This is a genomic window from Streptomyces sp. NPDC007896, from assembly GCF_042959425.1.
In the GTDB taxonomy this organism is placed as follows: domain Bacteria; phylum Actinomycetota; class Actinomycetes; order Streptomycetales; family Streptomycetaceae; genus Streptomyces.
The window spans coordinates 345,086-371,137 of the sequence record NZ_JBIBKX010000012.1 but is presented as its reverse complement, the minus strand read 5'-3'; the positions used below and the strand labels follow the sequence as shown (position 1 = coordinate 371,137).

The following is a 26,052-nucleotide window of genomic DNA, read 5'->3' as shown; positions in this document are numbered from 1 at the left end:
GGACAGCTCGGCCGCCCCTCTCACCTCGGGGCGATGACGTCCCAGTGCTCGACGGCTCGCCCGTCCGCCACCCGGAACAGGTCGTGGAACACGAAGTCGGCGCCCGCGAAGACGCCCACCGAACGGACGTAGGCGAAGTTCCCCTCGGCGACGACGTCCAGTACGTCGGAGTACTTGAGGGACTGGCCGGACTTCGCCAACTCACCCAGTGCGGCCGCCAGCCCGCTGATGCCGTCGGCGAAGCGGGGATTGTGCTGGATGTAGGACTCGCCCGCCAGGTAGTGGTCCAGGTCGGAGAAGTCGTTGTCGACCAGAATCGTGCGCACCGTCTCTTCCGCCACTCTGCGCGTGGCGTCCGTGTCGGCCGTCGTGTCGATGACGGCGGCGCCGTCGACCTGGGTGTGACCGTTGGCCGTCTGTTCCACGATCGACTCCTGGTCACCCCAGTGGCCGGTGATCTGCCCATCCGCGATCCGCCAGAGATCGAAGGCTGCGGCCTGGCCGCCGTCGGGGAACGTCGTGGTGGCGTGAGTCACGACGAAGTCCCCCTGTGCCAGCACGCGGTGCACCCGGTTCTTGCGCCCAGTGGTGTCGTCGATGGCCGCGAGGTCGACCTGCTTGTCGGCTTCGTTACTCATGGCGTTCGCCTCTTGTCGTTCGCCTCTTGTCGTTCGTGAGCGGGGTTTGACTGCCGTACGGCCGCACCGGACCCCGTCGAGGGCGGTGGCCGCACCGGAGAGGTGAGTACAAAAAATGTACTCACTGATGACGCTAACCTAGCACAGTGAGTACTGAATCTGCACTGACACCCCGTGTCTGTTCTGTGGCCGACGCGGTAGCCGTCGTCGGTGAACGCCATTCGCTGCTGATCGTGCGCGAGCTGCTGTACGGCAACCGGCGATTCTCCGAGATCGCCGACGCCGTCGGGCTCTCCCGGACGCTGCTGTCCACACGACTGCGTCGGCTGGAGACGGCCGGCGTCGTGGAACGGCGGCGCTACAGCGAGCATCCGCCGCGCGACGAATACGTCCTCACGGAGGCGGGCCGTGCCCTGCTCCCCGTGCTCGCCGCCCTCAAGGAGTGGGGCGACACGTACTGCCGGGACGGCATCGCCACAACGGAGTTCCAGCACCGATGCGGTGCCGTCCTGCACACCCGAGCGGACTGCGCCGCCTGCGGCGAGGAGATCCGCTTCGAGGACCTGACCGTGGTGGGAGGCACCCACCCGCCGCAGATACGACCCTGAGCCGCCCCGCGTCTCGTACGCCCTCCGGCCCTGGACCTCGCGCCGGCCGCCTCCGGGCGCCGGAGCCGGGCCCGCACGTACGAAGGGCGGGACCGTGCTGCCCGTGAGGCCGTCGCGCAGTCCAAGGAAGCCTCGAAGACGGACCCTGGGACCGCCGGACCCGTCAAAAGCAGCGCCGCCCCCGCAGCCCACGCACGTTCACCAGCGCCGGGTCCCAGTTGTCGAGGTTGCCCCTGCAGTGCACCAACAGAACCAGGGGCACTCCGCCCTCGCCGACCTCACGGTACGCGTACTCGATTCCGTTGGCGGCGGTCACCTTTCTGGTCGGCGCCCGATCTTCGGTCGCGCGGCCGCGACGTGCTGCGCGGCTCGTGTCCCCTGGGGAGGATCAGGAGCAGGCGGGCACCCCCGTCGGTGTTCCGAGGTGGTTCAGCAGTGAGCGTTCCCCCGTGGGCGGTCGCGATGTCGCGGGCGATGGCGAGGCCAAGACCTGTGCCGCCCTCACTTCGGGTACGGGCGTTGTCGAGACGCGTGAAGCGGTCGAAGACCCTCTCGCGGTCGGGTTCGGGGATGCCGGGACCGTCGTCTCTGACCTCGACGATCAACTCGTGCTCGGTGTGGCGCACTTCCACGGGCACGGTGCTGTGCGAGTGGCGCAGCGCGTTGTCGAGGAGGTTCGTGAAGAGGCGGGTGAGCGCCGTGCGACTGCCCAGAATCGCCTCGTCGGAGCCGGAGTCCGTGACGAGGACGACAGGTTGACGGGGATAGCGCTCGGCGATGGTCCGTCGCAAGAGGTCGGTGACGCGCAGGGGTTGGAGTTTCAGAGGCTGGCGGGCGTCCAGGCGGGCAAGGAGCAGGAGATCGGTGACGATGTCTTCGAGTCGTGTGGTGTCCCGCAGGGCTTCGTTGCCGACCGCGGTCCATTCAGCCCGGTCGGGACGGGCCAGGGCCAGCTCGAGACGGGCCTTCAGCGTGGTGAGGGGGCCGCGCAGTTCGTGCGAGGCGTCCGAGGTGAAGGTCCGCAACCGGCCGACGGCACGCTGGAGTTGATCGAGAGTGGCGTTCATCGTCTCCGCCAGCGAGGCGACTTCGTCGTCGGAGTCGGGGACGGGGACGCGCTGTTGAAGACTGTGGGCGGTGATGTCGGCGAACTCGGCACGGATGTTCTCAACCGGTCGCAGCGCCCGGCCCATGGCGTACCAGGTCAGATAGGCGACCAGCAGGACCATCAGGGCGGTACAGGGGACCAGGGCCCAGGTCAGAGTGATGACGGCGGTATGCGCGGGAGCACGGTTCGGGAAGGCCTGCACCAGGATCGGCCCCGTGGGCGTGCCCACACTGGCACTCGCACCCTGGTCGGCTGATGCGGTGGACGATGAGCCGGCGGAGGGCGCGGTGTCCAGGACGATGTCCGGCAGAGCGGCCTGTACGTCGGCCGGAGGTGTGCCTGAGCCGAGTTGGTGGGCTGCCTTGTCGACGTGGTCGCGGGCCGCGTTCTGGGCGGAGGCGACCAGGTTGGTGTGGACGGCGTAGAGCAGGACCACCGAGCAGGCGGCGAGGGCAAGACTGGCGACGAGTGCGACGGCGGCGGTGGCCCGGCCGCGCACGGTCCGCGGCCGCGGCCACAGACGCCGGCGGTGTCCGCGGTCAGGCTCCGTCGGAGCGGAGCCGGTAGGCCCCGCCGGGTACGGTTTCGATACTGGCCCGGCCGAAGGGCCGGTCGATTTTCCGGCGAAGAGCACTGACGTAGACCTCCACGATGTTGGGGCCACCCTCGTACGCGCTGTCCCAGACCCGGTCCAGGATGGCGGCCTTGCCGATGGCGATGTCCGGCGTGGTCGCGAGCAGCGTCAGGACGTCGAACTCCCTAGGAGTGAGGGCGATGTCCGTACCTGCACGGCGGCAGCGGCGGGCTCCTGTGTCGATCTCCAGGTCCCCGAAGTGCTGGACGATCTGCCGCTCAGGGCGCGCGCGGCGCATCAGGGCGTGCAGACGAGCGGTGAGGACGACGAAGGAGAAGGGCTTCGTCAGGTAGTCGTCGGCCCCGGTTTCCAGCCCTTCCGCTTCGTCGTACTCACCGTCTTTCGCCGTCAGCATCAGGATCGGGGTGTTGTCGCCGATCGACCGCAGGTGGGCGCACACCTTGTAGCCGTTCAGGCCGGGCATCATGACGTCGAGAATGATCACGTCGTAGTTGTCGGCCGCTGCCTTGGCGAGACCGTCAAGGCCCTCGCTCGCGGCGTCCACCGCGAACCCCTCGGCTCGAAGGCCCTGTTGGAGCAGCTCCACGAGACGGGCATCATCGTCCATCACCAGCACACGCATGCCGTCTACCATGCCTGACCGGTCGCACCTGGCGCTGAAGAGAATCTTCAGGACGTTCAGCGGCCCTTCAGCCGGCGGATCGGACTGCCTGCGCGACCGGCGGGCAGAGGCGGCGGACTTCGCCGCCCGGCCCGGCAGCAACTTCAGCGGCGACGACGTGATCGACCGGGTGGTGGACCCCGAACTGCGCGCCCTGAGCGCCTCCCGCATGACCGCCGCCCTCGACGCAGCCGTGAAAGCCCTCACCGAAGAACACCCGACCGCAGCCACCGCGAGACGTCGTCAGTCCGGACGCACCGGGGCAGCGGCCAGCTCGTCCAACCCGGGGAACGGATTGTCCGGCCGGTGCTTGCGATACACGATGTCGACGAAGGACACCGGCGCCCACTTCGACGGCTGCTCGTCGATCTGATGGACCACCTGCGCATGGATCTTGTTCCGCAGATCCAGATACGGAAACGCCGCGTGCGCCGCGTCCAGGACCGCCCGGTCCACCTCCTCGACACCGAAGGCGAACATGTCGGCACCGATACCGAAATGCGCGAGAGCGCCGAGCAGATGCTTGTGGGGCGCGATCCCCGCCGAGGTGTGCAGCGCCACCGCATCCCAGATCTGGTCAACGGCGACATCGGACAGCCCGTGCTCCCGCGCGAAGCGAGCGGCCCGGAACGCACCGTCCACCTCGAACCGGTTCGGACCCTGCCCCGCGTCGGTCAGACCGATGTCGTGCAGCACCGTGGCGAGAAAGAGCGTCTCGTCGTCGAAGTCCTCCCCGGCAACGAGGTTCCTGGCGGTGGCGATACTGCGAGCATAGAAGTAGCTGCGGACGGTGTGGTTGAGCAGCCATTCCGGGGAGTGCTCGGCAGTGAAGGCAACAGCGGCCTCCGTAGCGGCCGTACGCGGCCACCCTCCGATCTCCTCCGGCAGGTTCTCGAGCACGCTCACTTGACCTCAGCCTCCAGCGCCAGGTGCTCGGCGATGACCGCCTCGGCCGGCCGCAGCTCACCCACGACGTTGGTCTGCTCGAAGTAGGTGTACCAGCCGGAGCTCTCGACACCGCCCAGGAACACGTCGGCCACTTCCCTCGAAGGGGCCTGCCAGACCGCAAACCACTCATAGGACGCGCAATGCGCGGCCGGTTCCACCCTGCCCCAGCCGAGCGTCACGAATCCGATGTCCGCGAGCTGCTTCATGGCTTCCTGAATCCCTGTGAACAGGTCGTTCCGCGCCTCCTCGTCGGCGGCGAAGAACGCGGGCTTCGGTGTCCACGTCTCGACTACTACGTACATGTTGCGCATCCCTCGCTAATCGTGATCGACGTGATGAGACCAGCCTAGAAAGACCGCGGCCGCCGTACGATGGCCAGATGGACAAGAATCCCAAAGATCCGGCCAAGGTCGCAGTGGTGGTGCAGCCGGGCTACGTCCTGTTGGACGTGGCCGTTCCCCAGCAGGTGTTCGGCCACTGGCCGGACTGGGTGACCGCCTGCTGGCCCGGCGGCGCCCCCTACGAGCTGACCTTGGTGAGTGCCGTTCCCGCGGAAGACTCACTGGTGCCCCGCGAGGTCGAGCCGCTCGACCGGCTGGACACGGCGGACACCGTGATCGTCGCCGGAGTGCAAGATCCCGTCGAGTCTCCGGACGCCGAGCTGGTCGAGCGACTGCGTGACGCATACGACCGGGGCAGCCGGATGGTGTCGATCTGCACGGGCGCCTTCGCCCTGGCGGCGGCCGGGATCCTGGACGGCCGCAGCGCCACCACCCACTGGCACTGGGCCAGACTGCTGCGAGACCGCCATCCGTCGGTCAGGGTCCGCGAAGCGGAGCTCTACGTCGAGGACACCGGTGTCTTCACCTCCGCGGGTGTCCTCGCCGGAACCGACCTGTGCCTGCATCTCCTGCGGCTCGACCATGGTCAGGCCGCCGCGAACACGATGGCCCGCTTCCTGGTCAGCCCGCCCCACCGTGAAGGGGGACAGGCCCAGTTCATCGAGCACGTCCCGCCCGGCGGCGACCCCGAGATCACCGACGTGATCACCTGGATGCTGGAACACCTCGACGAGCCGCTCACCCTGGAGTCGGTCGGCCGGTACAGCCACATGAGCCCACGAACCCTGCGCCGCAGATTCCGGGCCGTGACCGGAACGAGCGTCATGAACTGGGTGGCCATGCAACGCGTAGCCCGCGCCCGCGAACTCCTCGAGACCACTCGCCTCGGCATCGACGACATCGCCCACCAATGCGGCTTCGGCTCCGCGGAGTCATTGCGTATCCACTTCACCGCGATGACCAGGACCAGCCCGTCGAGATATCGCCGCACCTTCGCCGCCTGACCGCTGGCTTCCGTCTCCGAACAGCGAGCCGACGGAGCCTCACGGACAGGCCCGCCAGGGCCTTACCCCGTACGGGGGATTTGAGCGTCGAGGCACGCCGAGGTGTCGAGCCACCTGGGCGGCACCTGGCGGCCGCGCGTTTCCCGGGATCGTCGCCGCGGCCTCAGTTGCCCGAATGCCGGTGCGGTCGCCGGGGCTGGGGTCGATGGCGCCTGGGATGCCGGTCTGCCCAGGGTCGGCTCTACCAGGCATACGCTTGCGGGGCTTTGCTTTCCTGGCCGAGAGGCAGTTGCGGCGAGACGGGTCGCGGCCGAGCGCGCGGCCGGGAGCCAGGCCAGCACCCGCCGGGTGTCCGGGTATCCGTGGACGGACACCGCCCGTCCGGATCCGCCGAGGCGGTCACGGACGCTCGCGCCGACGAGCACGAGCCGTCCGGCCGACAGGTGCCGATCAAGCAGTGCCCGCCGTCGCATCAGGCGTGCGGCATGGGGAAGGTGTTCAACTGCTCCACGGTGAGCGGCGTTCGTCGCCAGCCGAGGGTGACGCCCTGGTCCCGTACGCGACGGCCGCCGAAGTACGGACAGCAGGCTGGGGCCGTGCCGATCATCCCCGGCACGATGACGCGGACGACGCGCATTCCCGCAGCCCTGGCCTGCCGTGTAGTCAGATCCGCGTACAGCACCTCATGGCCCGCCGCCTCCCCTCGCGCGCGCAGCGTCCCGAAGGTACCGCCCGGTACCCGGGGCACCTGTGTCCATGAACCCCGCGGGCCACGGCCGATCCAGTCCATGGCGCGGTCACCGGCCCGGCGATCGAGGTACAGCTGCTGGTGACACAGGAGCTCGGTGCCGTCCCGTCCGTCTTCGCGGTAGTCGTTCAGATAGGCCCGGTCCTGCCGCCAGGCCTTCAGCGGGTTGCGCCGGTCTGTGAATCCCCCGGCGATGTGCGCCGCGGCCGCCGGATCATCGAGGGCACGGCAGGTCAGCTGGAGACCGAACGCCTCCGCCAGGGCCTTCAGCGCGGCCGCCTCGGGGTCGGCACGCGCCGCGAAGCCGATGGTGAGCCATCCTTCGGCACGGGTGCGGACGCAGGCGGCGAGGACCGGGATGGCGAAGTCGTTGTCAATGTGTGCCAGCGTCACTTCGTGCGTTTCGAGCATCGGACCCAGCAGGGCTCGGATACGGGCGCTGAGCGGCAGCCGGGGCAGGGGTGCCGCGTTGGCCCACCACACGGCGGCGGCATCCCGTTCGACGACCTCCCCGAGGCCGGCCAGCAGAGCCTGTTCCAGACTTGTTCCGGCGGCCGTCCCGCCCACGGCGGGGAAGGCGTGCAGTTGTTCCGGCTGCTCCTTCGGTACGCGCGGCCACCCCGTGTGCACCAGGAACGCCGGCACGTGGATCTCCTCCTGACGGGTGAGGGACCGCACGGGCATCCAGTGGACCGGCGAGGTGGGCAGGAACGGCCGGAACGGCTGGACTCCGTCCGTGTACTGCCGGGGCGAGTAGAGAGTGAGTCGCTCAGGTGCGAGCGCGCGTACACCTTCCCGCGTGAGCTGGATGTGGCTGCCGTACCGCATCCGGTCGGCTGCCGGGAGCATGGTGCCGCTGATCCGCTCGACGGCCTCACCCCACGCGGCCATGCGGGCCTGGCCGGCGTCGTTCCACGCCATGCCGAACGCTTGCCGGTCGGACTGCCAGGGAACGTCCGCTCTCAGGTCCGGCAGGTCGGCGACTGCCAGGTGCAAAGAGGGCGGAGTGCCGCGCAGTCCCCTGAAGGAGCGGATGCGGGTGACAATGCCGTCATGAGGACCGTCCGGCCCCGGCACGGGGCGGTTGAGCATGCCCCGGCCGGTTGCCGAACGGTGATGAGCTCTGGGCATCAGGCGAGGTAGGCCTTCACACAGTTCTCGACCACGAAGTGCTCGTCCTCGGTGGGGAGGTAGGCCTTCACACAGTTCTCGACGACGAACAGTTCGTCCTGGGTCTCGAGCTCGTACTCGTTGTTCATCAGCTTCTCCTTGTGTGTTCGGCTGACCCGTCCGCCGGTGCGCGGACGGAACCCGGGAAAGGTGTCTCTTTCCCGGCCCGCACGTCCGAAGGCTTCTCGGCGTGCGGGAGTTGGTGGTCTGGCCCGGTGGTCCAGGCGTACCCGATGGCGGAGAGCAGGCCCCCTGCGGCGCAGGCCATCCACAGCGTGGTCGCGCCGCCGTGGTCGAGCACCCAGCCGGCCCCGGCCGGGGCGAGGAAGGCGGCGGCGGACCAAGCCGTCCCGTAGAGCCCCTGATACCGCCCGCGTTGTTGTTCCGGCGCCCGGTCGGACACCGCGGCGATCCCCGCCGGGGCCTGCAGCATCTCGCCCAGGGTCCACACGACCACGCAGCCCGCGTAGGCGGCCGGGCCCACGGCGAGCGCGGTCAGTCCGAGGCCCGCGCCCATGAGCAGGCCGCTGGCGGTGAGGACAGCCGATCGGGAACGGCCGCGCACCAGCATGGTCAGCGGTATCTGGAGGACGATGACAAGCAGCGCGTTGAGACCGTACAGAAGGCTGTACGAGGATGGCGCGTAACCGTCTTGGGACATCGTGACCGGAAGTGACGTCCTTATCTGCTGGTAGACGGTGGCGAACACGAGCGTGACCAGGACGAAGGCCACGAAGCGGCGGTCTCGCAGTACGGGCCGGGACGTTCCCGGGTCCCCGCCCTCCTGGCCTGGCCGTGCCGGACTCACGCCGTGCGCGGACCCGGGGGCGGAACGGGTCTCCGGGACCTTGGCCAGGACGACGACTGCGCACAGGAGCGTGGCGGCCGCGTCCGCCAGGAAGACGACGAGGTACCCGTGGGCCACCAAGAGTCCGGCGAGTACGCCGGACACGGCGACGCCCAGGTTCAAGGCCCAGTAATTGAGGGCGAAGGCACGCTGGCGGTCCTCCGGCGCGACAACGTCGGTGAGCGCCGCCTGCATCGCCGGGCGCGCCGCTGTCTGCCCGACGCCCAGTGCCAGCGCGGCACAGGCCAGCGCCGCGGGGCTCGCGCACACCCCGACCAGCACCATGCACGCCGCCGTCCAGCAGTGTGCGAGGACCAGTGTTGTGCGGCGTCCGATACGGTCGGCCGCGAACCCGCCCCAAGTCGTACCGAGGATTCCGCCCAAGCCGATCAGCGAGACGACGAGGCCGGTGTGGTACGGGGAGTAGCCCCGTTCCAGCGTCAGGTAGACGGCCAGGACCGGACTGGCGAAGCTGCCGGTCCAGTTCACCAGAATGCTCAGCCAGATCCACCAGAAGGCTGCCGGAAGCGCGCGGGCTGCCCCCGGAAGGGCCCGCGCGAGCACGCTGGACGGCGTCACCGCTGCTCTGCGGCGTCGGCGACGGCGACGGCATCGACATCGACATCGACATCGGCATCGGCATCGGCATCGGCATCGGCATCGGCATCGCGGTACGGCAGGGTGAAGACTGGCCGTTCACCGACCGCGGCGCGGCAGACCTCTTCCGCAAGCCGCTCCAACAGCCCCGCTTCCCCGATGGTCTTCGTGAGCACGGCGCGCAGTTCTTCGTAGAACAGTGCGGTGGTGTGCTCGTCCGCGTACCGAGGCAGGTCGTACCGTACGGCCGGTTGCTCGGCGGCCATGTGCCGCAGCAGCCGGCTCAGCACGTCGCCGACGGACGGCAGGCGGGCGCCCAGGGTCAGATGGAGGGAAGGCCCGTCGCCAGGGGTGACGCGGTGCCACCAGCCGCGGGGCAGGTACAGCACGTCGCCGTCGGTGAGCGTCCCCGTCCAGTACGGGCGCCGACCTGTGGGCGGCTCGGGGGCGCTGAGCACGCCCACCGGAACCTCCTGGGTCGGGGCGTGCACCTCCCAGTGCTTGGCGCCCTCGGCCTGGATGATCAGGACGTCGTGGTCGTCCCAGTGGATGCCGAAGCCCTCTGCGGCGCCACCGAGGTTCGCGTAGAGGTTCGCCTGCACCAGGGCGCCCAGACTCTGCTCCACCGAGGCGACCAGGCTCCGCAGCCGCTGGTTGACTTCCTCGACGCCGTCGATGGCCAGGGTCGCCCCCTCCTGGAGGGCTTCGCGCACCCGGTCGGGCCGCAGACGCAGTGGCCGGCCCCGGGGCGCGAGCTGGGGCAGGGGCTCGGCGCAAGAGGTGACGGGCACCCCCTGAAGCGCGCGCGAAAGGTGCATCCGGGCCGGATCCACCCGGGAGGCGGCCAGCAGCTCGTTGAGGTCAGCCCAGCCGAACAGGGCGCCGAACCGGCCGGGCCGGCCCATCAGCAGCAGGGGGCGTCGGCCCAGATGGTCCCGGAGGAACTCGCCCTCTTCCAGCGGAGCGATCAGCCGGCTGAGGCCGGGTCGCATTTCCGGAACGAACCCCGAGCCCACCGCTTCCAGGGCGTACATGACTACCCTCCCCCTGTCGGTTGCGTGTGAGTGACGCTAGTCAGCGCGGTCCCGGGACAACCACCCCCTATGTGCCCCTGTCCTCATGCCCCCTGCCCCCTGCCCCCTGCCCCCTGCCCGAGTGCCAGGCGCAGGTAGCCGAGTTCGTGACGTGCGCTGTCGTGGGGGCGCCGACGCGCGCGAACAGTGCGTCTCCGCTCGCCGGCCCGGCGTGCAGCCGAGTGCGGACACGTGCCCGCGACCGTGGCGGCGGATACTGAGACGCCTCCGCCGTCCGTCCGCTCCGGCTCCTGACCGGCCGCTGCGGCAGCGGCAGCGGCAGCGGCAGCGGCAGCAAGCGGATCGTCAGGCTGGACTCGGCTCTGCGAGCCGGAAGAACTCGCGGTAGAGGTCCAGTTGGTGGCTGAGCATGTGAGCGCCGTGGTGAACGGGCCTGTGCGCCGCGGCCGCGGCACGCAGGAGGGGCGTCTCACGTGGCTTCATGACGATGTCGGCCACCACCGCGCCGACCGGCAGCAGGGCCGGGTCGAAGGGCAGCGGATCGTCCGGTCGCAGCCCGAGCGGTGTGGCGTTCACCGCCACGTCCGCTCGCTCCAGCTCCGGTGTGGGGCCCACCGCGACCCGGTCCGGCCAGCGCGCGGCGAGCCGGTCCAGCAGGGCCGACAGTCTCTCCTCGTCGGGGTCGCAGACGTGCAGGCGTGCGGCGCCCGCGTCGAGCACGGCCGCGGCGATAGCGCCGGCCGCGCCGCCGGCCCCGGCCAGGGTGACCCGGCGACCGGCGAGCTGGTGACCGGCCGCGGCCATGCCGAGGACGAAGCCGACACCGTCGAAGTTCTCCGCCGTCCAGCGCCCGTCACGCTCGCGGCGCATCGCGTTGGTGCTGCCGGCGGCGTGGACGGCCGGGCTCAACACATCGGCGAAGGCACACGTCTCGATCTTGTGCGGGACCGTGATGAGCAGCCCGTCCAGGTTGCCGATCCGCTGCAGGCCGGTGACGACGTCGGCGAGATGCGCGGTCTCTACGTGCACCGGCACCAGAACCGCGTCGACGCCGAGTTCGGCGAAGACCGGGTTGAGCATGGCTGGCGCCTGCACCTGGCTTATCGGGTCGCCCAGTACCGCGTACAGCCGCGTCGTACCGGAGATACGGATCACGAGCGAACCATCTCCGCGATGAGGAAGGCGAGTTCCACCGACTGCTGCGTGTTCAGCCGCGGGTCGCAGGCGCTCTCGTACCGGCCGGCCAGCTCCGCGTCCGAGATCTCCTGCGCGCCGCCCAGGCATTCGGTGACATCATCGCCGGTGAGCTCGACATGGATACCGCCCGGGTGGGTGCCCAGCGCCCGGTGCACCTCGAAGAAGCCCCGTACCTCGTCGACGACGTGGTCGAACCGGCGGGTCTTGTAACCACTTGGCGCCTCATGGGTGTTGCCGTGCATCGGGTCGCACTGCCAGATCACTTGGTGGCCCGACGCCGTCACCTTCTCGACGATGCCGGGCAGCACGTCGCGGATCCGCTCGTGGCCCATCCGGCTGATCAGGGTCAGCCGGCCCGGATCGCCGTGCGGGTCGAGGCGCTCGACGTATTCCGCGGCCAGCTCCGGCTCGGTGGACGGGCCGATCTTCAGCCCGATCGGGTTGGCGAGGAGCTGCGCGAAGGCGATGTGCGCACCGTCCAGTTGCCTCGTCCGCTCACCGATCCACAGGAAGTGACCGGAAGCGTCGTACAGTCGGGGTTCGGGGCCGGACTCGTCCGCCCGCAGCATCGCCGCCTCATAGTCGAGCAGCAGGCACTCGTGGCTGACAAACATCTCCGTGCGGTGCAGGGTGCCGTGGTCCGCGCCGCACGCGGTCATGAACCGCAGGCTGCGGGTGATCTCGTCGGCCAGTGCCTCGTAGCGAGCACCGGCCCGCGAGGTACGGACGAAGTCCTGGTTCCAGTCGTGCACCCTCGTCAGATCGGCCATGCCGGAACCGGTCAGCGACCGGACCAGGTTCAGGGTGCTGCCGGAGTTGGCGTATGCCTCCAGCATCCGGGTCGGGTCGGGGACCCTGGCGGCGGGATCGGGCGCGAGCGAGTTGACGTTGTCACCGCGAAAGACGGGCAGGCCGAGCGTGTCCACGGAGTTCGACCGGGGCTTGGCGAACTGCCCGGCCATCCGGCCCACCTTCACCACCGGAATCCCGGCGGCGTAGGTCAGCACCACGGCCATCTGCAACAGGGTGCGGACGTTCGCCCGAATGTGGGATTCGGTGTTCTCGGCGAAGGTCTCCGCGCAGTCGCCGCCTTGGAGCAGGAACGCCTCGCCGCGCGCCACCGCGGCCAGTTTTTGGCTCAGCCGGTCGATCTCGGCGAGCGAGGTGAGGGACGGCCGGCCGGCCAGCACGGCGGCCGCCCCCGCGGCCCTGGCCGGGTCGGGCCAGGGCGGCTGCTGGGCGGCCGGGCGGCGCAGCGCGTCCGCCACCCGGGCTCGCATGTCGGATGTGAGGCCGGGCGCCCCCGGCAGCACGCATACGGGCACGTCGGTGATCCGAGTCATGGCGCCGACGCTAAGGGCCGACGACAACTACCCGTCCATGGAGGGGTAATCCGCCCGGGTTCGGCCGGACCGCCCGGCCGGAGCCGCAGTGCCGGAACCCGGCGCCCGCCGCGTCCAGGTCACGCGGTCGCCCCGGATCCACCGACGGCGCTCGGCACACCGCGTCCTCGCCGCTGCTCGGCCGGCAGGGCCACCAGATCCGCGGGCAGGTCGCTGCGGCGCTTGATGTCGAGCTTGCGGAACACCCGGGTCAGATGCTGCTCGACGGTGCTGGGCGTGACATACAGCCGGTCGGCGATCTCCCGGTTGGTGTAGCCCATGACGGCGAGCGAGGCCACCCGGTGCTCGGAATCGGTGAGTGCGGGCGCCGCCTTCGGTTCCTGGGCGGTCTGCGCCTGGCCGTGCGGCTCGCGGGACATGGAGAGCAGCTCTCGGGAGAGCGGCGCCGCCGCGCACATGGCGGCCAGATGCCTGGCCCGACGCAGCACCATGCGAGCCCGCGGACGCTGTGCCAGCGCGTAGTGGGATCGGCCGAGGTCGCCGAGCACCCGGGCCTGCTCGTAGCGGTCGCGGCAGTCCTCGAAGAGGTCCAGTGCCTCTGCGAGCAGTTGGGGCCGCTGGCCGGCCGGGCTCACCGCGGCGAGCAGCCGCAGGCACAGACCGCGAGTGCGCGGGCTGTCGGTGGCCGGGCGGGCCAGCTGGTCCTGAACCATCCGCCGGGCCTGGTCCTTGTTGCCGAGCCGCAGCCATGCCTCGGCGGCACTGGTCCGCCACGGCACGATGCCGGCCAGGTCCAGGCCCCAGCTGCGCATGAGCTCGCCGCAGGAGAGGAAGTCGGCGAGGGCGGCATGGGCATGGCCGGTGGCGAGGTAGTGATGCCCTCGGGCGTGCAGGTAGTGCAGCCCGTAGCGGCTCTGGAACATGGCCTCGGGCACTGGCACGGCCAGGTACTTGGCGGCCGTGTCGCAGTCGCCGGTCCGCGTCGCGCCCAGCACGAGACTGCCCAGCGGCAGCCCGACGGCCACGCCCCAGGCCTTCGGCGCCAGATGGGTCAGCGCGGTCTGGGCCTGGTCGACGGCCTCGGGCAGATCGCCGAGCCGTATCGCGGCCTCCGCGCGCGCCGCTGCGAGCACTGCGCGCCACACCGCGGTCTGGCCGCTCCCGAGCTCGGGCTGGGAACTGCCGCACCATGCGAGGGCGCCATCCGGCCGGTCGGCGTAGAGCAGGGTGGACAGCGCCAGCAGCGCGGTCTCCTCGGCCCAGGCGCTGCGCCGGCTGAGCCGCAGGTCGCGCAGAGCCTGTTCGGCGCGCGCGGCCGCCTCGCGGTCCCGACCGCGGGCGAGGAGCTCGCAGAGCGCGGCGGTGGCCCGTAACCCGGGGTCGGCGCCCGCGGTGACGAGGCTCTCGCGCTGGTGGGCGGAGACGGAAGGAAGCTGCCTCCCCCGGGCGTGCGCCGGGTAGGTGGCGGCCAGCCACATCTCGGTGTCGCGCAGTTCGCAGGAGTCACCGCCGTTGCCCTCACGGACCGCGCCACGCATCCGCTCGAGCACGGTGTCGGCGTCGGATTCCCGTCCGTGCCAGAGCAGTTGCCGTACGAGTGTGGGCAGTTCACGCCGGTCCAGCCGACCGGACCGGGCCGCGATGGTCAGTCGACCGAGGTGGCGGACGGCTGAGGAGGGGTTCAGCTGCCATTCCGTACGGGCCAGTTCGGCGCGGATCGCGGCCTGTCGCCGGTCGGTGATGCCCGGCGCGGCGTCGGCGAGCCGCAGGCACTGAACGGCGGCCCGTAGGTTGCCGCCGAGCTGCAGGTGTTCGGCGGACTCCAGCAACAGGTCGATCTCCCAGGGCTCCTGGGCCCGGTCCGCCGCGACGAGGTGGTGCGCGATCCGGCTGGAGGACGCGTCCTGCTCGTGCAGCAGCCGGGCCGCGGTGCGGTGCAGCTCCTGGCACTCCTGCGGCGGCAGAGTGCCGAGGACGGCGAGAGAGGCCACCGGGTGACGGAACCGGCCGGCGGCGAGCAGGCCGGCGGCGGTCATCGAGTGCAGCGCGCCGGTCACGGTCTCGGCGTCCAGCCGGGCGAGCCTGGCTGTCTCCTTGGGGGTGGCGCCCTCCCCGAGCACCGCGAGCGCGCGGGCGACCTGGAGCAGCACGGGGTCGCCACGGTGGAGGTGGTTGACGAAGGCGGCGCCGTAGCCCTGTGCGCGGACGCCGCCCGATTGGCGGAAATCCTCCACGAGGGCCTGGAGCAACAGCGGGTTGCCGCCGCTGACCTGGTAGGCCTCGTCGGCGAGCCGGTGGGCGGTGGCCTCGTCGAGGTCACGCCGCAGCATCTGGGTGACACCCTGGGGCGAGAGCGGCGCGAGGGTCAGCCGGTGGAAGTGCGGCAGCCGCTCCAGCTCACTGCGGAACGGGCAGTGAACGCCCGCGAGATCCGCGCCTTCGGTGAGCACGAGCAGGACGCGGGTCGACGAGAGCCGCCGGGCCAGGTAGAGCAGGCAGCGCCGCGAGCGATCGTCCATGTGCTGTGCGTCGTCGATGCTGATCAGTAGCGGTTTCTCGGCGGCCAAGCCGAGCAGGGCCAGGCAAATGCTGTGGAAAATACGCGCAAGGCCCTGGTCGGTCACCTCAGGTGAAGAGTCGGTGGCCCTCGGTGCGGACATTCCGGCGACGAGCAACTCAGCGACCTCGGACTCCGCGTCGACAGAGAGCGCAGCACCGTGGAACAACTGGCTCAACACACCGAACGGAAGGGTCCGCTCCGCCGGTGAACACACGGCGCCCAGGGCCAGCACTCCCGGCCCGGCCACCTGCCCGGCGAAGGAGCGCATCAATTCACTTTTCCCGCTCGCGGCCGGCCCCTCGATCAGAACGACCTGCCCTCTTCTGCTTTTGCTTTCATCGAGTAAAGCACGGAGATAATCGGTCTGCTCATCCCGCTCAATGATTCCCATCATCCCCCCTGAGCAATCCTGACCAGCTGCGACCGGACCTTTTCACGGCCAGGAACAATCGTTAGCAGGGCCGGACCAACTGCCGGGGAATCAGGCACCCATCCGGAGCGACGGATCATGACCGCCGGCCACGCCGAGTCCGGCCGACACGCAGCCTCGCAGGACGCGCAGTCGTTCACATCGACCCAGATGCCTGAAAATTCCTCCTATACGAGGTATTACGCCCGACGGACCGGAGCGGGACGCCGTCATCGGCGGGCGCCGAGCCACAGTGGCCTGGTGATCGCCAGGGAACGTTGACAATGGAGAACCCACAGCATTTCCTTAGGAAGGTTCAACGGTCACCAGAACGCTCGACCAGCCGAACGCGTGGCCTGGGAATGAACGAGTCGCACATGGGGGATGCATGAAGTTCAGCCTGCTGGGACCACTCGAAGTGCGCGTGTCCGGACATCCGGTCCCCTTACGGGGCATCAATCAGCGTGCGACACTGGGATTTCTGCTCCTCAACGCCAACCAGGTAGTCGCGACCAGCCGACTCATTGAGGCGCTGTGGGGAATTGACGCACCGGCAACCTCCCGGAAAATGGTTCAGAACGCCGCGTCCGGCCTCCGTCGGCTGATCGCCGAGCACGGTGGCTCGCGGAAGGGCACCGAACTGATCACCCGCTCCCCCGGCTACCTGCTCTCCGTGCCCGAGGACTCCATCGACCTGTACGCGTTCCAGCGCCTGAGCAAGCAGGGCCGGGCCGAACTCGCCGCGGGCTCCTGGGAATCCGCCGCCGTCTCGCTGCGCGAGGCGCTGGCGTTGTGGCGGGGGCCGGTACTGTCCGACCTGGCCGAGACCGGAATCAACTGGCCGGACCTGAGCGCCCTGGAAAGCACCCGGCGAGCCGTCGTGGAGGATCTGTACGAGGCCGAGCTGTGCCTGGGCCGACACCATGAGCTGGTCGGTGAACTGGAGGCCATCGTCGATGCGGAGCCCGACCGCGAACGGCTGTGCGGCCAGCTGATGCTGGCGCTCTACCGCTGCGGCCGGCAACGCGAGGCGCTCATGGTCTACCACCGCACCCGCAAGGTGCTGCGCACCGAGTTCGGTCTCGAACCCGGGCGCGCGCTCCAGGACCTGGAACACAAGATCCTCAACCACCACCCGTCGCTGGCCCTGGACCGGCCTGCGGCCACGGTCCCTGTTCCTGTCCCTGTCCCTGTCCCTGTCCCTGCAACGAACCCGGCCGCCCCGTCCGCCGCTCCGGAGCCGGTCACCCGGCCGGCGGCCGCAGCCTCCGACGGTCCGCCGAGAACCCCCGCCGGGCGGTACCGCACCGAACGCAAGTGGGTCAGCGTGCTGATGGTGCGGGCCCGGCTGACCGCTGCCGACGACCCGGAGCACGTGAACCAGGCCCTGAAGGCGGTGACCACGGCCGTCACCGAGGAGGGCGGGCGCTTCGGCGGGGTCCTCCAGGGTCGGATGGGCGCCCAGTGGTGGGTCCTGTTCGGTGCACCGCGCACCAGGGAGGACGACCCGGAGCGGGCCACCAGAGCCGCCCTGGCCCTCAGGGACCGGTTCCGGCCGCAACCGGCTCCCGCCCCGGCCGACGACACCGACCAGCCGCCCGCCCTGTCGCTTCAGGTGGCCGTGGCCACCGGCGAGGTGATGATGACCTACGGCGCCACCGGGGACGCCCGGCCCGCCGATGTGATCGGCGGCGTACTCGACACCTGCCAGCGGCTGCTCGACCGGGTGCCGGCCGGCCGAATACGGGTCTGCGACCACACCAGCCGGGTCACCCGCGACGCGTTCGAGTTCGCGGACGCCAACGAGCCGATCGGCGAGCGCCGGGGCACGCCAAGTCCGGAATTCTCGGACGCCTTCACGCTCAGTCCGTTCATCGGCCGGGACGCCGAACTCGACACGCTGAACAGAATCCTGCGCACCATCCAGTACCAGCACCAGCCGCACCTGGTCACGTTGCTCGGCGAGCCCGGCATCGGCAAGAGCCGGCTCATCCACGAACTGGCCACGTCCGACGCCCGGACGGCCGAGCCCGCACGCTGGCTGGTGAGCCGGGTGTCGCCGTTCGGCTGGGAGACACCGCTGGGCGCCCTGTCGGAGATGGTCCGCGGCCTTCTCGGCATCACCGACTCGCACCCGGTGGCGGTCACCGAGCGGATGCTCACCGACACGGTGGACCGGCTGGCCGATTCCGAGGACGAACGGGCCGTGATGCTGCACCGGTTGCGGCCACTGCTCGGGCTGCAGGGCAACCCCGTGCCGGCCGACTGCGGCCCGGAGGCGATGGCCGAGTGCTTCGCCGTCTGGTGCAAGTTCCTCGAGGAGATCGCGGCCGAGCGTCCTCTGGTCGTCGTCCTGGAGGACCTCCACCTGGCCAACGACACGCTGCTCGACTTCGTGGGATACCTCACCGACCACGTGGGCGCGGTGCCGATCCTGGTCATCGCCACCGCCCGGCCCGAACTCCTGCGGGCGCGGCCGTACTGGGGCGGCGGCAAGCGAAACGCCACCACCATCACGCTCGCCCCGCTGTCGCAGGAGGAGAGCGGGCTGCTGCTCAACGAGCTCGCCACGCGGTACCGGGAGCGCGAGCGGCTGCCCGCTCCGCCACCCGGGTCGTGCAGTGCCGGACCCGACGGCTTCGGTGCCGCTCTGGTCCGGCAGATCGGCGGAAACCCGCTGTTCGCCTGGGAGTTCATCCGCATGTACCACGACTGCGCGCGGACCGGCGAGACCGGCGCCCCGGTCGGTCCCGGGAGCAGCCGCCCGCCGCTGCCCCAGTCGGTGTACACGGTCATCGCCGCGCGACTGGACCGTCTGGCACCGGAGGAGAAGGAGGTGCTGTCCGACGCCGCGGTCTTCGGCAACAAGGTGTGGGCGGACGCGGTGGCGGCTCTCAGGGAGGACGAGTCGACCGATGTCGCGGCCTGTCTGAGACGGCTGGAGCGGCTGGAGCTGCTTCACCGGGTACGGGACAGCTCGATGCCGGGCGGTGTGGCGTACCTCTTCCGGCACGAGCTGGTGCGCGAGGTCGCGTACTCCCAGCTGCCCCGCGCGGTGCGGGCCGCCAAGCACCTGCGGGCCGCGGCCTGGCTGGAGAGCATGCCCTCGCACCGGGCCGACCTGCTCGCCCTGCACTACGAGCTGGCGGCGGACGCCTCGGGGCACAGCCGAGCCGACGACGAGCGGCTGTCCGTCCGTTACGTCCAGCGGAGCCAGCGCTTCGCACAGCCCGCGCCGTTGGCCATACCGACCTGACGGGTGCCCTGGGTGCGCGTGCCGGTCAGCCCGGCATGCGCGCCAGCAGCAACGCCCCCTGGAGCGAGGAGAGTCCGCCGAGCGCCGCGTCGGCCAGCACGACCGGGGCCCCACCTGGTCTGGCGAGCCGCCGCGCGTGCCGTCGTACCCGCTCGACGAAGCCCGGCAGCCCGGCGGCGAACCCGCCTCCGACGGTGATCCGGTCGGGGTGGACCAGCTCGGCCAGGCTCGTCGCGGCGGCCGCCAGTGCGGCACAGCTCTCCTCCAACGTGTCGACTGCCCAGGACCGTTCCTGTGCGAGCGCGGTCCGCAGCTCGGTGAACGAGACGTCGCGGCCGCGCAGCGTGGCGGCCCGGCGCAGCGTCGCCGGGCCGGAGGCCACGGCCTGCAGACAGCCGTGCCGGCCGCAGTCGCACTCCGGCCCGTCCCGGTCCACGATCATGTGGCCGGTCTCGCAGGAGCCGCGGGCGGAGCCGGGGCACAACCGGCCGTCCAGCACGATCCCGCCGCCGATGCCGGTGCCCACGCCCAGGTGGACCAGGTCGCGGACACCGGCCTCGTGGGCCTCGGCGAGCGCGGCCAGGTCGCCGTCGTCCGCGTACCGGACGGAAATCCCGGGAAACAGCCCGTCCAGCGAGTCGGCCAGGTCGAATCCAGCCCAGCCGGGCCGGCCGGGCCAGGTGACCACCGTGCCCGTCCGGTTCACGGTCGCCGGAATCGCGACACCCACCGCCTCGAGGTCGTACGTGCCCTTGTCGCGCAATTCGCTGACGCACGCGGCGAGTGCGGCCAGATCCTGACGCGTTCCTTCGAACGAAGGCCACCGGAATACGGTTTCGCAGACCTCACCCGCCGGGCCGACCGCCTTCAACGCCACCTTCGTCCCGCCGATGTCGATTCCGAGATAGCTGATGACGACTCCCGCTCACTTGACCTGAAAATTCATGGCCGATGAGTGTCCGTGATGCTGCGAACAGCCAAAGTGTGACGGTGCGGGAGCTGTGGCAACACCCCTGCCCTCCCCCCTAAGACATCCCTGATTCCGTCGCAGCCCCGGATTGCCGCCGTCCGCAATGGCAGATGATCACCGGAAGTGATTAGCCTCTCCGCAGTGTCCGGATTTCCGAGCCGATGGGGGACTCGTGTCACCGCACGACTGGTTGTTCTGCCGACTGTCCGGAGCCGGATTGTCGGAACTTCCCGAGCTGATCCACCCGCTGCGCGCCGCGGAGGACATCTGGTTCTTCGACCCGGCAGCGGATTCCCACGGTCCCGGTCTCGAATTGTGGTTCCACGCGGCGCCCGAACGGCTCGCGGAAATCCGCGCGACGCTACGGGCCGACGGCGCCCTCCGGATCGCCGATGAGCGGATGACGGAGCGCCCGTCGGCGTACCCGGGCGGCCGGGGTGTCGATCTCGCCGACGAACTGGCCGCGCTCTCCAGCGAGCTGGCCGTCGCGCTGGCGGCGAGCGGGGCGCTGCGCCCGGAGAACGGGCTGGCCTGGGCGGTACGGCATCTGCGACATCTCGTGGACCTGGTCCCCCAGCGGGAGCGCCGGGCGTTCCTGTTCCTCTGCTGGCAGCACTGGACCGTGGCCCTGGAGCCCGGCCACCGGGTCGACCTGGGCGTCCGGGCCAGGCTCGAGGCGGAGTCGGTCACCCGGGACACGGCCGGCCGTACGACCGGTCCGGCCGCCGGGCCCTGGGGCCGCTACGCCGGAACCACCCGGGCGATCGCCCTCGCGCCCGGATTCGCCGCGGACGCCCCGGCCAACTTCCTGCTCTTCGAACACGCCCACCGGACCCATGGGCGGCTGGGCCTGCCGCTCGCCGTCGAGGCCCTGGCGGCCCGGATCGTCCGGTCCGAACTCGACACCACCGGCGCCCTCACCGCGCCCGCCCTGGAGAACGCCTGATCCGGTGCACCGCCGGACCAGTCACACGAGCTGAGAGAGGAAGCATCCCGTGAACGCCCTGCACGCGCCCGCGCAGCCGGCCGGACCACCGGCAGCCGGTTCCCCGGCATCCGCCGCGCTCCATGTCATAGAGGTCCCGCTCGGCGAGCGTTCGTACTCCGTGCACATCGGGCCCGGGGCACGCTCCGCCCTGGCGGGGGCCGTCGCCGCCCTCGGTGCCCGGCGCGCGGTGCTGGTGTCCGCCCGGCCGGACGAGTGGAACCCCGAGACCGGTGTGGAGACCCTGGTCCTGCCGGCCAGGGACGGCGAACCCGACAAGACCCTGTCGGCCGTCGGTGAACTCTGCAGCCGGTTCGCACGGTTCGGGCTCACCCGGGACGACGTGGTCGTCTCGGTCGGCGGCGGCACCACCACCGACACCGTGGGCCTGGCCGCCGCGCTCTTCCACCGCGGCGTACCCGTGATCCACCTGCCCACCACCTTGCTGGCTCAGGTGGACGCCAGCATCGGCGGCAAGACCGCGGTGAACCTGCCGGAGGGCAAGAACCTGGTGGGCGCCTACTGGCAGCCCAAGGCCGTGTTCTGCGACACCGACTACCTGAGCACGCTGCCGCCGCGCGAGTGGACCAACGGCTACGGTGAGATCGCCCGTTGCATGTTCATCGGTACGGGTGACCTGCGCGGGCTGCCCCTGCCCGAGCAGATCTCGGCCAGCGTGGCCCGCAAGGCCGAGATCGTGGTGGCCGACGAGCGGGACGCCGGACTGCGGCACCTGCTCAACTACGGCCACACCCTGGGGCACGCGCTGGAGCGGGCCACCAAGTACACGCTGCGGCACGGCGAGGGCGTGGCGATCGGCACGGTGTTCGCCGGGCGGCTGGCCGGGGCCCTCGGCCGGATCGACGAAGGGCGGATCGCCGAACACCTGGAGGTCGTCGAACACTACGGGCTGCCCACCGGGCTGCCCGAGTCGCTGGACATCACCGAGGTGATCGCCCTGATGCGGCTGGACAAGAAGGCGACCCGCGGGCTCTCCTTCGTACTGGACGGCCCGGCCGGAGCCGAACTGGTCAGGGACGTCGACGAGTCGCTGGTCGCCGCCACCCTGGCGGCGATGCCGCGGCAGCGCTACGACTTCACCTGAGACACCCCGCCGCGGGCCGTGCTCGCTGCGCGATGCGCCCAGCGCATGTCTGACCGTTCCCGCCCTCCGCCGCAGGGCGGGCCGCGCGGCAGCGATGGGGGTTCCCCGCGCATGCGTGCCGGACGCCGCGCGGCAGGCGGGGATTGTCGGACAGGCCCCAGCACCCGCACGGCAAGGGCCCGGAAGCCGAACCGGCTTCCGGGCCCTTGCCGTGTCTGCGTCGATGGTTCAGCGGGCCGGCACCGGTGGGCAGAGGACGAGGAGTTCGGCGGGTGCCCGCAGCACCACGTCGGGGCCGGCCGCCAGCATCTCCTCCTCGGCCGTCTCGCCCCACAGCGCCGCCACCGCGGTCACCCCCGCGGCCCGCGCGCTGGCCAGGTCGGTGAGCGCGTCCCCGATCATCATGGCCTCTTCGGCCCCGGTGTCCATGAGGTCCAGCGCCCGCAGCACGATGTCCGGGGCCGGCTTGGGCCGGGCCACCTCGTCGGAGCCGATGACATGGTCGAACAACGGCAGCACGCCGAGCTGGCCCAGCAGCGAGCGGGCCCGGGGGCCGCTCTTACCGGTGGCCACCGACAGCTTCAGCCCACGGTCGCGCAGCTCCTGCAGCATCGGCACCACGCCGTCGAAGAGCTGGACCCGGTGGGCGAGCCGGTAGCTCTCCCGTACGAAGGGCTCTTCCATCTCCAGCGGCAGCCCCATGATCCGCATGATGTCGGGAAAATATCGGCCCAGGTGCCGGTTGTACTCGCGAAACGGTGGCTCGCCGGGGCCGACGATCTCCGCGTACGCGATGGTGAACGCCTCGCGCATCACGTCGAAGCTGTCGACCAGCACTCCGTCTAGGTCGAAGACGACGGCCCGGAGCCCGGAGCTCTCGCCGGTCAGGAAAGGTACATCGGTGCCCAGGGTGTTGCTCATGGCTGCCTCCCAAGTGTCGGAACGAGTGCCTGTGCCGCGTGCGCCTGGCGGGCCGACCCGTAGACCCGCTCGATGACGCCGATGGTCCGGGCGGCGTCCTCGACCGCCTGGCCGCGCAGCGCCGGATCGGCCAGCAGCCCAGGCAGCGCGTCGAGTTGGCGTACGTACTCCGCACCGATCTCCTCGGCCGGCACCGGGAGCCCAGTGGTGATGCCGTCCCTGGTGTGCGTGACCGTGGAACCGGCCACCCGGTTGGGGCTGAAGCCGAAGGTGCACTCCAGGGCGGCGGAGCCGTCGCTGCCCTCCACTCGGATCCGGGTGACGTCGGTCGCCACGTGCGAGGCCCAGCTGGCCCGGAGGGCCACCGACACCCCTTCGTCGGTGATGAGGAAACCGCGTGCGGTGTCCTCCACGTCGCCGGCCCCGGCGTTCCGCACCGGCTCGTCGCGTCGCCAGGCGGCACGGGCCGAACCGCGGTTGACGAAGTCACTGGAGACCGTGCCGACGACCTGACCGAAGTCGGTCGGGCCGAGCAACGAGGTCAACGTGTCCAGCAGGTGCCAGCCGAGGTCGAGCAGGGCGCCGCCGCCGGCGAGGGAGGAACTGGTGAACCAGCCGCCCGCGTCCGGCACTCCACAGGCCCGGACCCACTCCAGGTCCACATGGCGGATCCGTCCCACCTTCTCCACCGTCTCGCGCAGCAGGGTGACGTCCGCGCGGAAGCGGGCCGCGCTCCCGGCCAGCAGCACGGCGCCGCCCGCCTGTTCGGCCGCCGCCAACTGCCGCGCCTCCTCGGTGCTCAGGCAGACCGGCTTCTCCAGGAAGACCGCCGTGCCCCGGCGGAGCAGCCGGGCGGCGACGGTGGCGTGCAGATGGTTGGGGACCGCGACCACCGCCAGGTCGGCCAGTTCCGGGGGGAGTCGACCGACGTCGGTGAAAAGGGGGGCGTCGATGCCCTCGGCGGCGAGCAGCGCGGGGGCGCCGGGTGCCGGGTCGACGACCGCGGTGACCGTGTAGCCAGGGTGCCGGCGCAGACGCGGCAGCCAGATCGAGGTGGCGGCCCAGCCGAGCCCCACCAGGGCGATCCTCACGGGTGCCTCCGCGGTGCGGGTCATGCGGCTGCCAGGGTGTCGGCGACGATCTCGGCGATCTGGTGCATCTGCTCCTCAGTGCCGAGCAGCGTGCGGTGGTGCAGCCAGACGCAGTCGCTGTAGATGGCCTCGGTGTTGGGGCAGCGGGCGGCCAGTTCGTCCACGGTCAGGTCGGGGGCGGCGGTCTCCCAGAAGCCCTGCGAGCGGTAGATGGCCCGGAAGGCCGCGAAGGCGGGCAGCCCACGCTCGACCAGCTTGTCCACCAGCTCGTTCCGCTTGAACTCGTCCAGACCGGGGAGCCGGAACATCATCATGTAGTGCGGGTTGCGGGTGACCCGCTCGTCGCTGGCCTGCGGAACGACGCCGGGGATCTCGGCGAGCAGGCTGGTCAGCAGCGGCGCGCGCAGCTCGCGGGTGTCGATCTGGCTCTCGAGGCGGCCCAGTTGGGCGCGCAGCACGGCGGCGCTGAACTCGTTCATCCGGAAGTTGGACCCGGAGGTGCCGTGCAGGTAGCGGCGGTCGGTACGGGGCCGGCCGCAGCTGTGCCGCAGGAAGGCCTCCTCGTACATCTCGGCGTACTCCTCCCCCTCGGGGAAGACCACCGCGCCGCCCTCGCCAGCCGTCATCAGCTTGCCGTTCTGGAAGCTGAACGCGGCCAGGGAGGCCAGCTCACCGACCCGCCTGCCCCGCCACTGCGCGCCGTGCGCGTGCGCGGCGTCCTGGATCAACGCCACCCCGCTGGCCTCGGAGAGCTTCGCCAGCCCGTCCATGTCCGCGAAGTGACCGGCCATGTGGACCGGCATGATCGCCCGGGTGCGGGAGGTGATGGCGGCCTCGGTCGCGGCGAGGTCTATGCAGTACGTGTCGGGGGTGACGTCGACCGGCACGGCGACCGCGCCCAGGCGTTGAGCCGCCTGGGAGGAGGAGATGAAGGTGAAGGCGGGGACGATCACCTCGGTGCCCGGGCCCACACCCAGCACCTGGAGGGCGAGTTCCAGCGCGTGTGTGCCGTTGGTGACGGCGAGCGACTGGGCGGCGCCGTGATGGTCGGCGAATTCTCGGTCGAAGGTCTCGGCCTCGCTGCCTCCCATGCGCCACCATTGGCCCTGTTCCAGGGAGCGGATGAGTCCGGTCCGCTCCGCCTCATCGAACTGGGGCCACGCCGGGAATTCGGGAAGCGGGCGTGCGTCGGCATTCATGATGAGTTCTCCCAGATAGGTTCTCGATTGGTTTTGCCTGAAGCCGCCGGTGGCGGAGTGCCGGTGATGCGGCCGGGTCAGTCGGAGGCTTTCGTCAGCAGCGCCTGGGCGGCGAGCCGGTAGCCGTCGGCGCCGAGGCCGACGATGACGCCGCTGGCCAGCGGGGCGAGCACCGACTCGTGCCGGAAGCTCTCCCGGGCCCAGACGTTCGAGAGATGAACCTCGATCCACGGCCGCGGATAGTTCGCGAGGGCGTCCCGCAGGCTCCAGCCGGCGATCATCAGCGCGCCGGGGTTCACGATCGCGCCGACCGTCTCGTAGTTGTCCTGGATGGCGTGGATGAGTTCGCCCTCGGATTCCCGTTGGACGCCGATCACCTGCCAGCCGCGGTCCGCGACCGTCTTGGCGACGGATTCCTCGATGTCGGCGAGCGTGGCTGTTCCGTACACCTCGGGTTCACGCTTTCCGAGTATTCCCAGATTGGGTCCGTTGAGCAGAAGGAGTTTTTTCACGAAGCCCCTCGATCAATGGTGTCCGCATCATGGAAGGGTGGATCTCGTTTACCTCGGCCACGCTATAGCAACGGGCGTCGGGGTCGAGTGCCGATGAGCGGGCAGGGGCAAGTGAAGGGTGGGTTAGGGGGAGCGATAGGGGGGAGCCCGACGGGTCGGGGCCGGAAAATGCTGAGTGGGCGGTGAATTGCCCAGCAGTGGGGGC

22 protein-coding genes are annotated in these 26,052 nt (G+C 70.6%); 5 read left to right on the top strand and 17 right to left on the bottom strand.

All coding sequences use genetic code 11. The features are described from left to right. Positions 1-20: 20 nt before the first annotated feature. Positions 21-638 (bottom strand): hypothetical protein, encoded by a 618-nt coding sequence (locus tag ACFZDJ_RS34805; protein WP_391064863.1) that lies wholly within the window; start codon positions 636-638, stop codon positions 21-23. 146 nt (positions 639-784) lie between these two features. Between ACFZDJ_RS34805 and ACFZDJ_RS34800 the strand changes: the two genes are divergently transcribed. Further along, positions 785-1,246: a winged helix-turn-helix transcriptional regulator gene (locus ACFZDJ_RS34800; protein ID WP_391064860.1), complete on the top strand. Its 462-nt coding sequence runs from the start codon at positions 785-787 to the stop codon at positions 1,244-1,246. A gap of 278 nt (positions 1,247-1,524) precedes the next feature. Here the strand turns inward: ACFZDJ_RS34800 and ACFZDJ_RS34795 are convergent, their stop codons facing one another. The 4 genes from ACFZDJ_RS34795 to ACFZDJ_RS34780 all read right to left on the bottom strand — a co-directional run bounded on the left by ACFZDJ_RS34795 (position 1,525) and on the right by ACFZDJ_RS34780 (position 4,860). Then, entirely contained in the window at positions 1,525-2,853 is a 1,329-nt protein-coding gene (locus ACFZDJ_RS34795; protein ID WP_391064858.1) for an ATP-binding protein, read from the bottom strand. Between the two features lie 40 nt (positions 2,854-2,893). Continuing rightward, positions 2,894-3,571: a response regulator gene (locus ACFZDJ_RS34790; RefSeq protein WP_390941282.1), complete on the bottom strand. Its 678-nt coding sequence runs from the start codon at positions 3,569-3,571 to the stop codon at positions 2,894-2,896. 282 nt (positions 3,572-3,853) lie between these two features. Further along, the gene (locus ACFZDJ_RS34785; protein ID WP_391064855.1) at positions 3,854-4,516 is read right to left on the bottom strand and encodes an HD domain-containing protein; all 663 of its coding nucleotides are present in this window, start codon (positions 4,514-4,516) and stop codon (positions 3,854-3,856) included. Next, complete coding sequence (locus tag ACFZDJ_RS34780) at positions 4,513-4,860, bottom strand: DUF6616 family protein (protein ID WP_391064852.1); 348 nt, start codon at positions 4,858-4,860, stop codon at positions 4,513-4,515. Before ACFZDJ_RS34780 ends, ACFZDJ_RS34785 begins: the two co-directional genes overlap by 4 nt. Before the next feature lie 77 nt (positions 4,861-4,937). Here ACFZDJ_RS34780 and ACFZDJ_RS34775 point away from each other — a divergent pair, with 77 nt between their 5' ends. Then, a complete protein-coding gene (locus tag ACFZDJ_RS34775; protein ID WP_391064850.1) occupies positions 4,938-5,903 on the top strand; it encodes a helix-turn-helix domain-containing protein in 966 nt (321 codons plus the stop codon). A gap of 472 nt (positions 5,904-6,375) precedes the next feature. Here the strand turns inward: ACFZDJ_RS34775 and ACFZDJ_RS34770 are convergent, their stop codons facing one another. From ACFZDJ_RS34770 to ACFZDJ_RS34740, 7 genes are all read right to left on the bottom strand, one after another. After that, entirely contained in the window at positions 6,376-7,743 is a 1,368-nt protein-coding gene (locus tag ACFZDJ_RS34770; RefSeq protein ID WP_391064847.1) for a YcaO-like family protein, read from the bottom strand. 38 nt (positions 7,744-7,781) lie between these two features. Beyond that, positions 7,782-7,910, bottom strand: coding sequence for a hypothetical protein (locus tag ACFZDJ_RS34765; RefSeq protein ID WP_390941294.1), 129 nt, complete (start codon positions 7,908-7,910; stop codon positions 7,782-7,784). Further along, the gene (locus ACFZDJ_RS34760) at positions 7,910-9,247 is read right to left on the bottom strand and encodes an MFS transporter (protein WP_391064843.1); all 1,338 of its coding nucleotides are present in this window, start codon (positions 9,245-9,247) and stop codon (positions 7,910-7,912) included. Before ACFZDJ_RS34760 ends, ACFZDJ_RS34765 begins: the two co-directional genes overlap by 1 nt. Next, entirely contained in the window at positions 9,244-10,299 is a 1,056-nt protein-coding gene (locus tag ACFZDJ_RS34755) for a JmjC domain-containing protein (RefSeq protein ID WP_391064839.1), read from the bottom strand. Before ACFZDJ_RS34755 ends, ACFZDJ_RS34760 begins: the two co-directional genes overlap by 4 nt. 345 nt (positions 10,300-10,644) lie before the next feature. Further along, entirely contained in the window at positions 10,645-11,454 is an 810-nt protein-coding gene (locus ACFZDJ_RS34750) for a shikimate dehydrogenase family protein (RefSeq protein WP_391064835.1), read from the bottom strand. Then, entirely contained in the window at positions 11,451-12,776 is a 1,326-nt protein-coding gene (locus ACFZDJ_RS34745) for a class II 3-deoxy-7-phosphoheptulonate synthase (RefSeq protein ID WP_390941336.1), read from the bottom strand. The genes ACFZDJ_RS34750 and ACFZDJ_RS34745 overlap by 4 nt, the downstream gene beginning before the upstream one ends. 182 nt (positions 12,777-12,958) lie before the next feature. Further along, complete coding sequence (locus ACFZDJ_RS34740) at positions 12,959-15,790, bottom strand: AAA family ATPase (protein ID WP_391064945.1); 2,832 nt, start codon at positions 15,788-15,790, stop codon at positions 12,959-12,961. 586 nt (positions 15,791-16,376) lie between these two features. On the opposite strand from ACFZDJ_RS34740, the gene ACFZDJ_RS34735 reads away from it, so the two are divergent. Beyond that, positions 16,377-19,064, top strand: a complete 2,688-nt coding sequence (locus ACFZDJ_RS34735) for a BTAD domain-containing putative transcriptional regulator (RefSeq protein WP_391064832.1) — start codon at positions 16,377-16,379, stop codon at positions 19,062-19,064. Between the two features lie 25 nt (positions 19,065-19,089). Here the strand turns inward: ACFZDJ_RS34735 and ACFZDJ_RS34730 are convergent, their stop codons facing one another. After that, positions 19,090-19,962 carry an ROK family protein gene (locus ACFZDJ_RS34730; RefSeq protein ID WP_391064942.1) on the bottom strand — a complete coding sequence of 291 codons (873 nt, stop codon included), beginning with the start codon at positions 19,960-19,962 and terminating at the stop codon, positions 19,090-19,092. 289 nt (positions 19,963-20,251) lie between these two features. On the opposite strand from ACFZDJ_RS34730, the gene ACFZDJ_RS34725 reads away from it, so the two are divergent. Both ACFZDJ_RS34725 and ACFZDJ_RS34720 read left to right on the top strand, forming a co-directional pair. Further along, positions 20,252-20,980, top strand: a complete 729-nt coding sequence (locus ACFZDJ_RS34725) for a lantibiotic dehydratase C-terminal domain-containing protein (protein WP_390941306.1) — start codon at positions 20,252-20,254, stop codon at positions 20,978-20,980. A gap of 127 nt (positions 20,981-21,107) precedes the next feature. Next, a complete protein-coding gene (locus ACFZDJ_RS34720; protein WP_391064939.1) occupies positions 21,108-22,124 on the top strand; it encodes an iron-containing alcohol dehydrogenase in 1,017 nt (338 codons plus the stop codon). 228 nt (positions 22,125-22,352) lie between these two features. Here ACFZDJ_RS34720 and ACFZDJ_RS34715 read toward each other — a convergent pair whose 3' ends face one another. From ACFZDJ_RS34715 to ACFZDJ_RS34700, 4 genes are all read right to left on the bottom strand, one after another. Beyond that, positions 22,353-23,045, bottom strand: coding sequence for an HAD-IA family hydrolase (locus tag ACFZDJ_RS34715; RefSeq protein WP_390941308.1), 693 nt, complete (start codon positions 23,043-23,045; stop codon positions 22,353-22,355). Continuing rightward, positions 23,042-24,160 (bottom strand): Gfo/Idh/MocA family oxidoreductase, encoded by a 1,119-nt coding sequence (locus ACFZDJ_RS34710; protein ID WP_391064829.1) that lies wholly within the window; start codon positions 24,158-24,160, stop codon positions 23,042-23,044. The genes ACFZDJ_RS34715 and ACFZDJ_RS34710 overlap by 4 nt, the downstream gene beginning before the upstream one ends. Continuing rightward, on the bottom strand, positions 24,157-25,335 hold the full coding sequence (locus ACFZDJ_RS34705) for an aminotransferase class I/II-fold pyridoxal phosphate-dependent enzyme (RefSeq protein ID WP_390941312.1): 1,179 nt from the start codon (positions 25,333-25,335) through the stop codon (positions 24,157-24,159). Before ACFZDJ_RS34705 ends, ACFZDJ_RS34710 begins: the two co-directional genes overlap by 4 nt. A gap of 77 nt (positions 25,336-25,412) precedes the next feature. Next, on the bottom strand, positions 25,413-25,847 hold the full coding sequence (locus ACFZDJ_RS34700) for a type II 3-dehydroquinate dehydratase (RefSeq protein ID WP_390941314.1): 435 nt from the start codon (positions 25,845-25,847) through the stop codon (positions 25,413-25,415). Positions 25,848-26,052 lie beyond the last annotated feature (205 nt).

Coding starts and splice junctions, on each gene's coding strand:
- ACFZDJ_RS34705 (WP_390941312.1), bottom strand. CDS start 25,335: ATGAATGCCGACGCACGCCCGCTTCCCGAATTCCCGGCGTGGCCCCAG.
- ACFZDJ_RS34765 (WP_390941294.1), bottom strand. CDS start 7,910: ATGAACAACGAGTACGAGCTCGAGACCCAGGACGAACTGTTCGTCGTC.
- ACFZDJ_RS34755 (WP_391064839.1), bottom strand. CDS start 10,299: ATGTACGCCCTGGAAGCGGTGGGCTCGGGGTTCGTTCCGGAAATGCGA.
- ACFZDJ_RS34740 (WP_391064945.1), bottom strand. CDS start 15,790: ATGGGAATCATTGAGCGGGATGAGCAGACCGATTATCTCCGTGCTTTA.
- ACFZDJ_RS34745 (WP_390941336.1), bottom strand. CDS start 12,776: ATGCGAGCCCGGGTGGCGGACGCGCTGCGCCGCCCGGCCGCCCAGCAG.
- ACFZDJ_RS34805 (WP_391064863.1), bottom strand. CDS start 638: ATGAGTAACGAAGCCGACAAGCAGGTCGACCTCGCGGCCATCGACGAC.
- ACFZDJ_RS34790 (WP_390941282.1), bottom strand. CDS start 3,571: ATGCGTGTGCTGGTGATGGACGATGATGCCCGTCTCGTGGAGCTGCTC.
- ACFZDJ_RS34775 (WP_391064850.1), top strand. CDS start 4,938: ATGGACAAGAATCCCAAAGATCCGGCCAAGGTCGCAGTGGTGGTGCAG.
- ACFZDJ_RS34715 (WP_390941308.1), bottom strand. CDS start 23,045: ATGAGCAACACCCTGGGCACCGATGTACCTTTCCTGACCGGCGAGAGC.
- ACFZDJ_RS34780 (WP_391064852.1), bottom strand. CDS start 4,860: ATGTACGTAGTAGTCGAGACGTGGACACCGAAGCCCGCGTTCTTCGCC.
- ACFZDJ_RS34735 (WP_391064832.1), top strand. CDS start 16,377: ATGGTTCAGAACGCCGCGTCCGGCCTCCGTCGGCTGATCGCCGAGCAC.
- ACFZDJ_RS34710 (WP_391064829.1), bottom strand. CDS start 24,160: ATGACCCGCACCGCGGAGGCACCCGTGAGGATCGCCCTGGTGGGGCTC.
- ACFZDJ_RS34770 (WP_391064847.1), bottom strand. CDS start 7,743: ATGCTCAACCGCCCCGTGCCGGGGCCGGACGGTCCTCATGACGGCATT.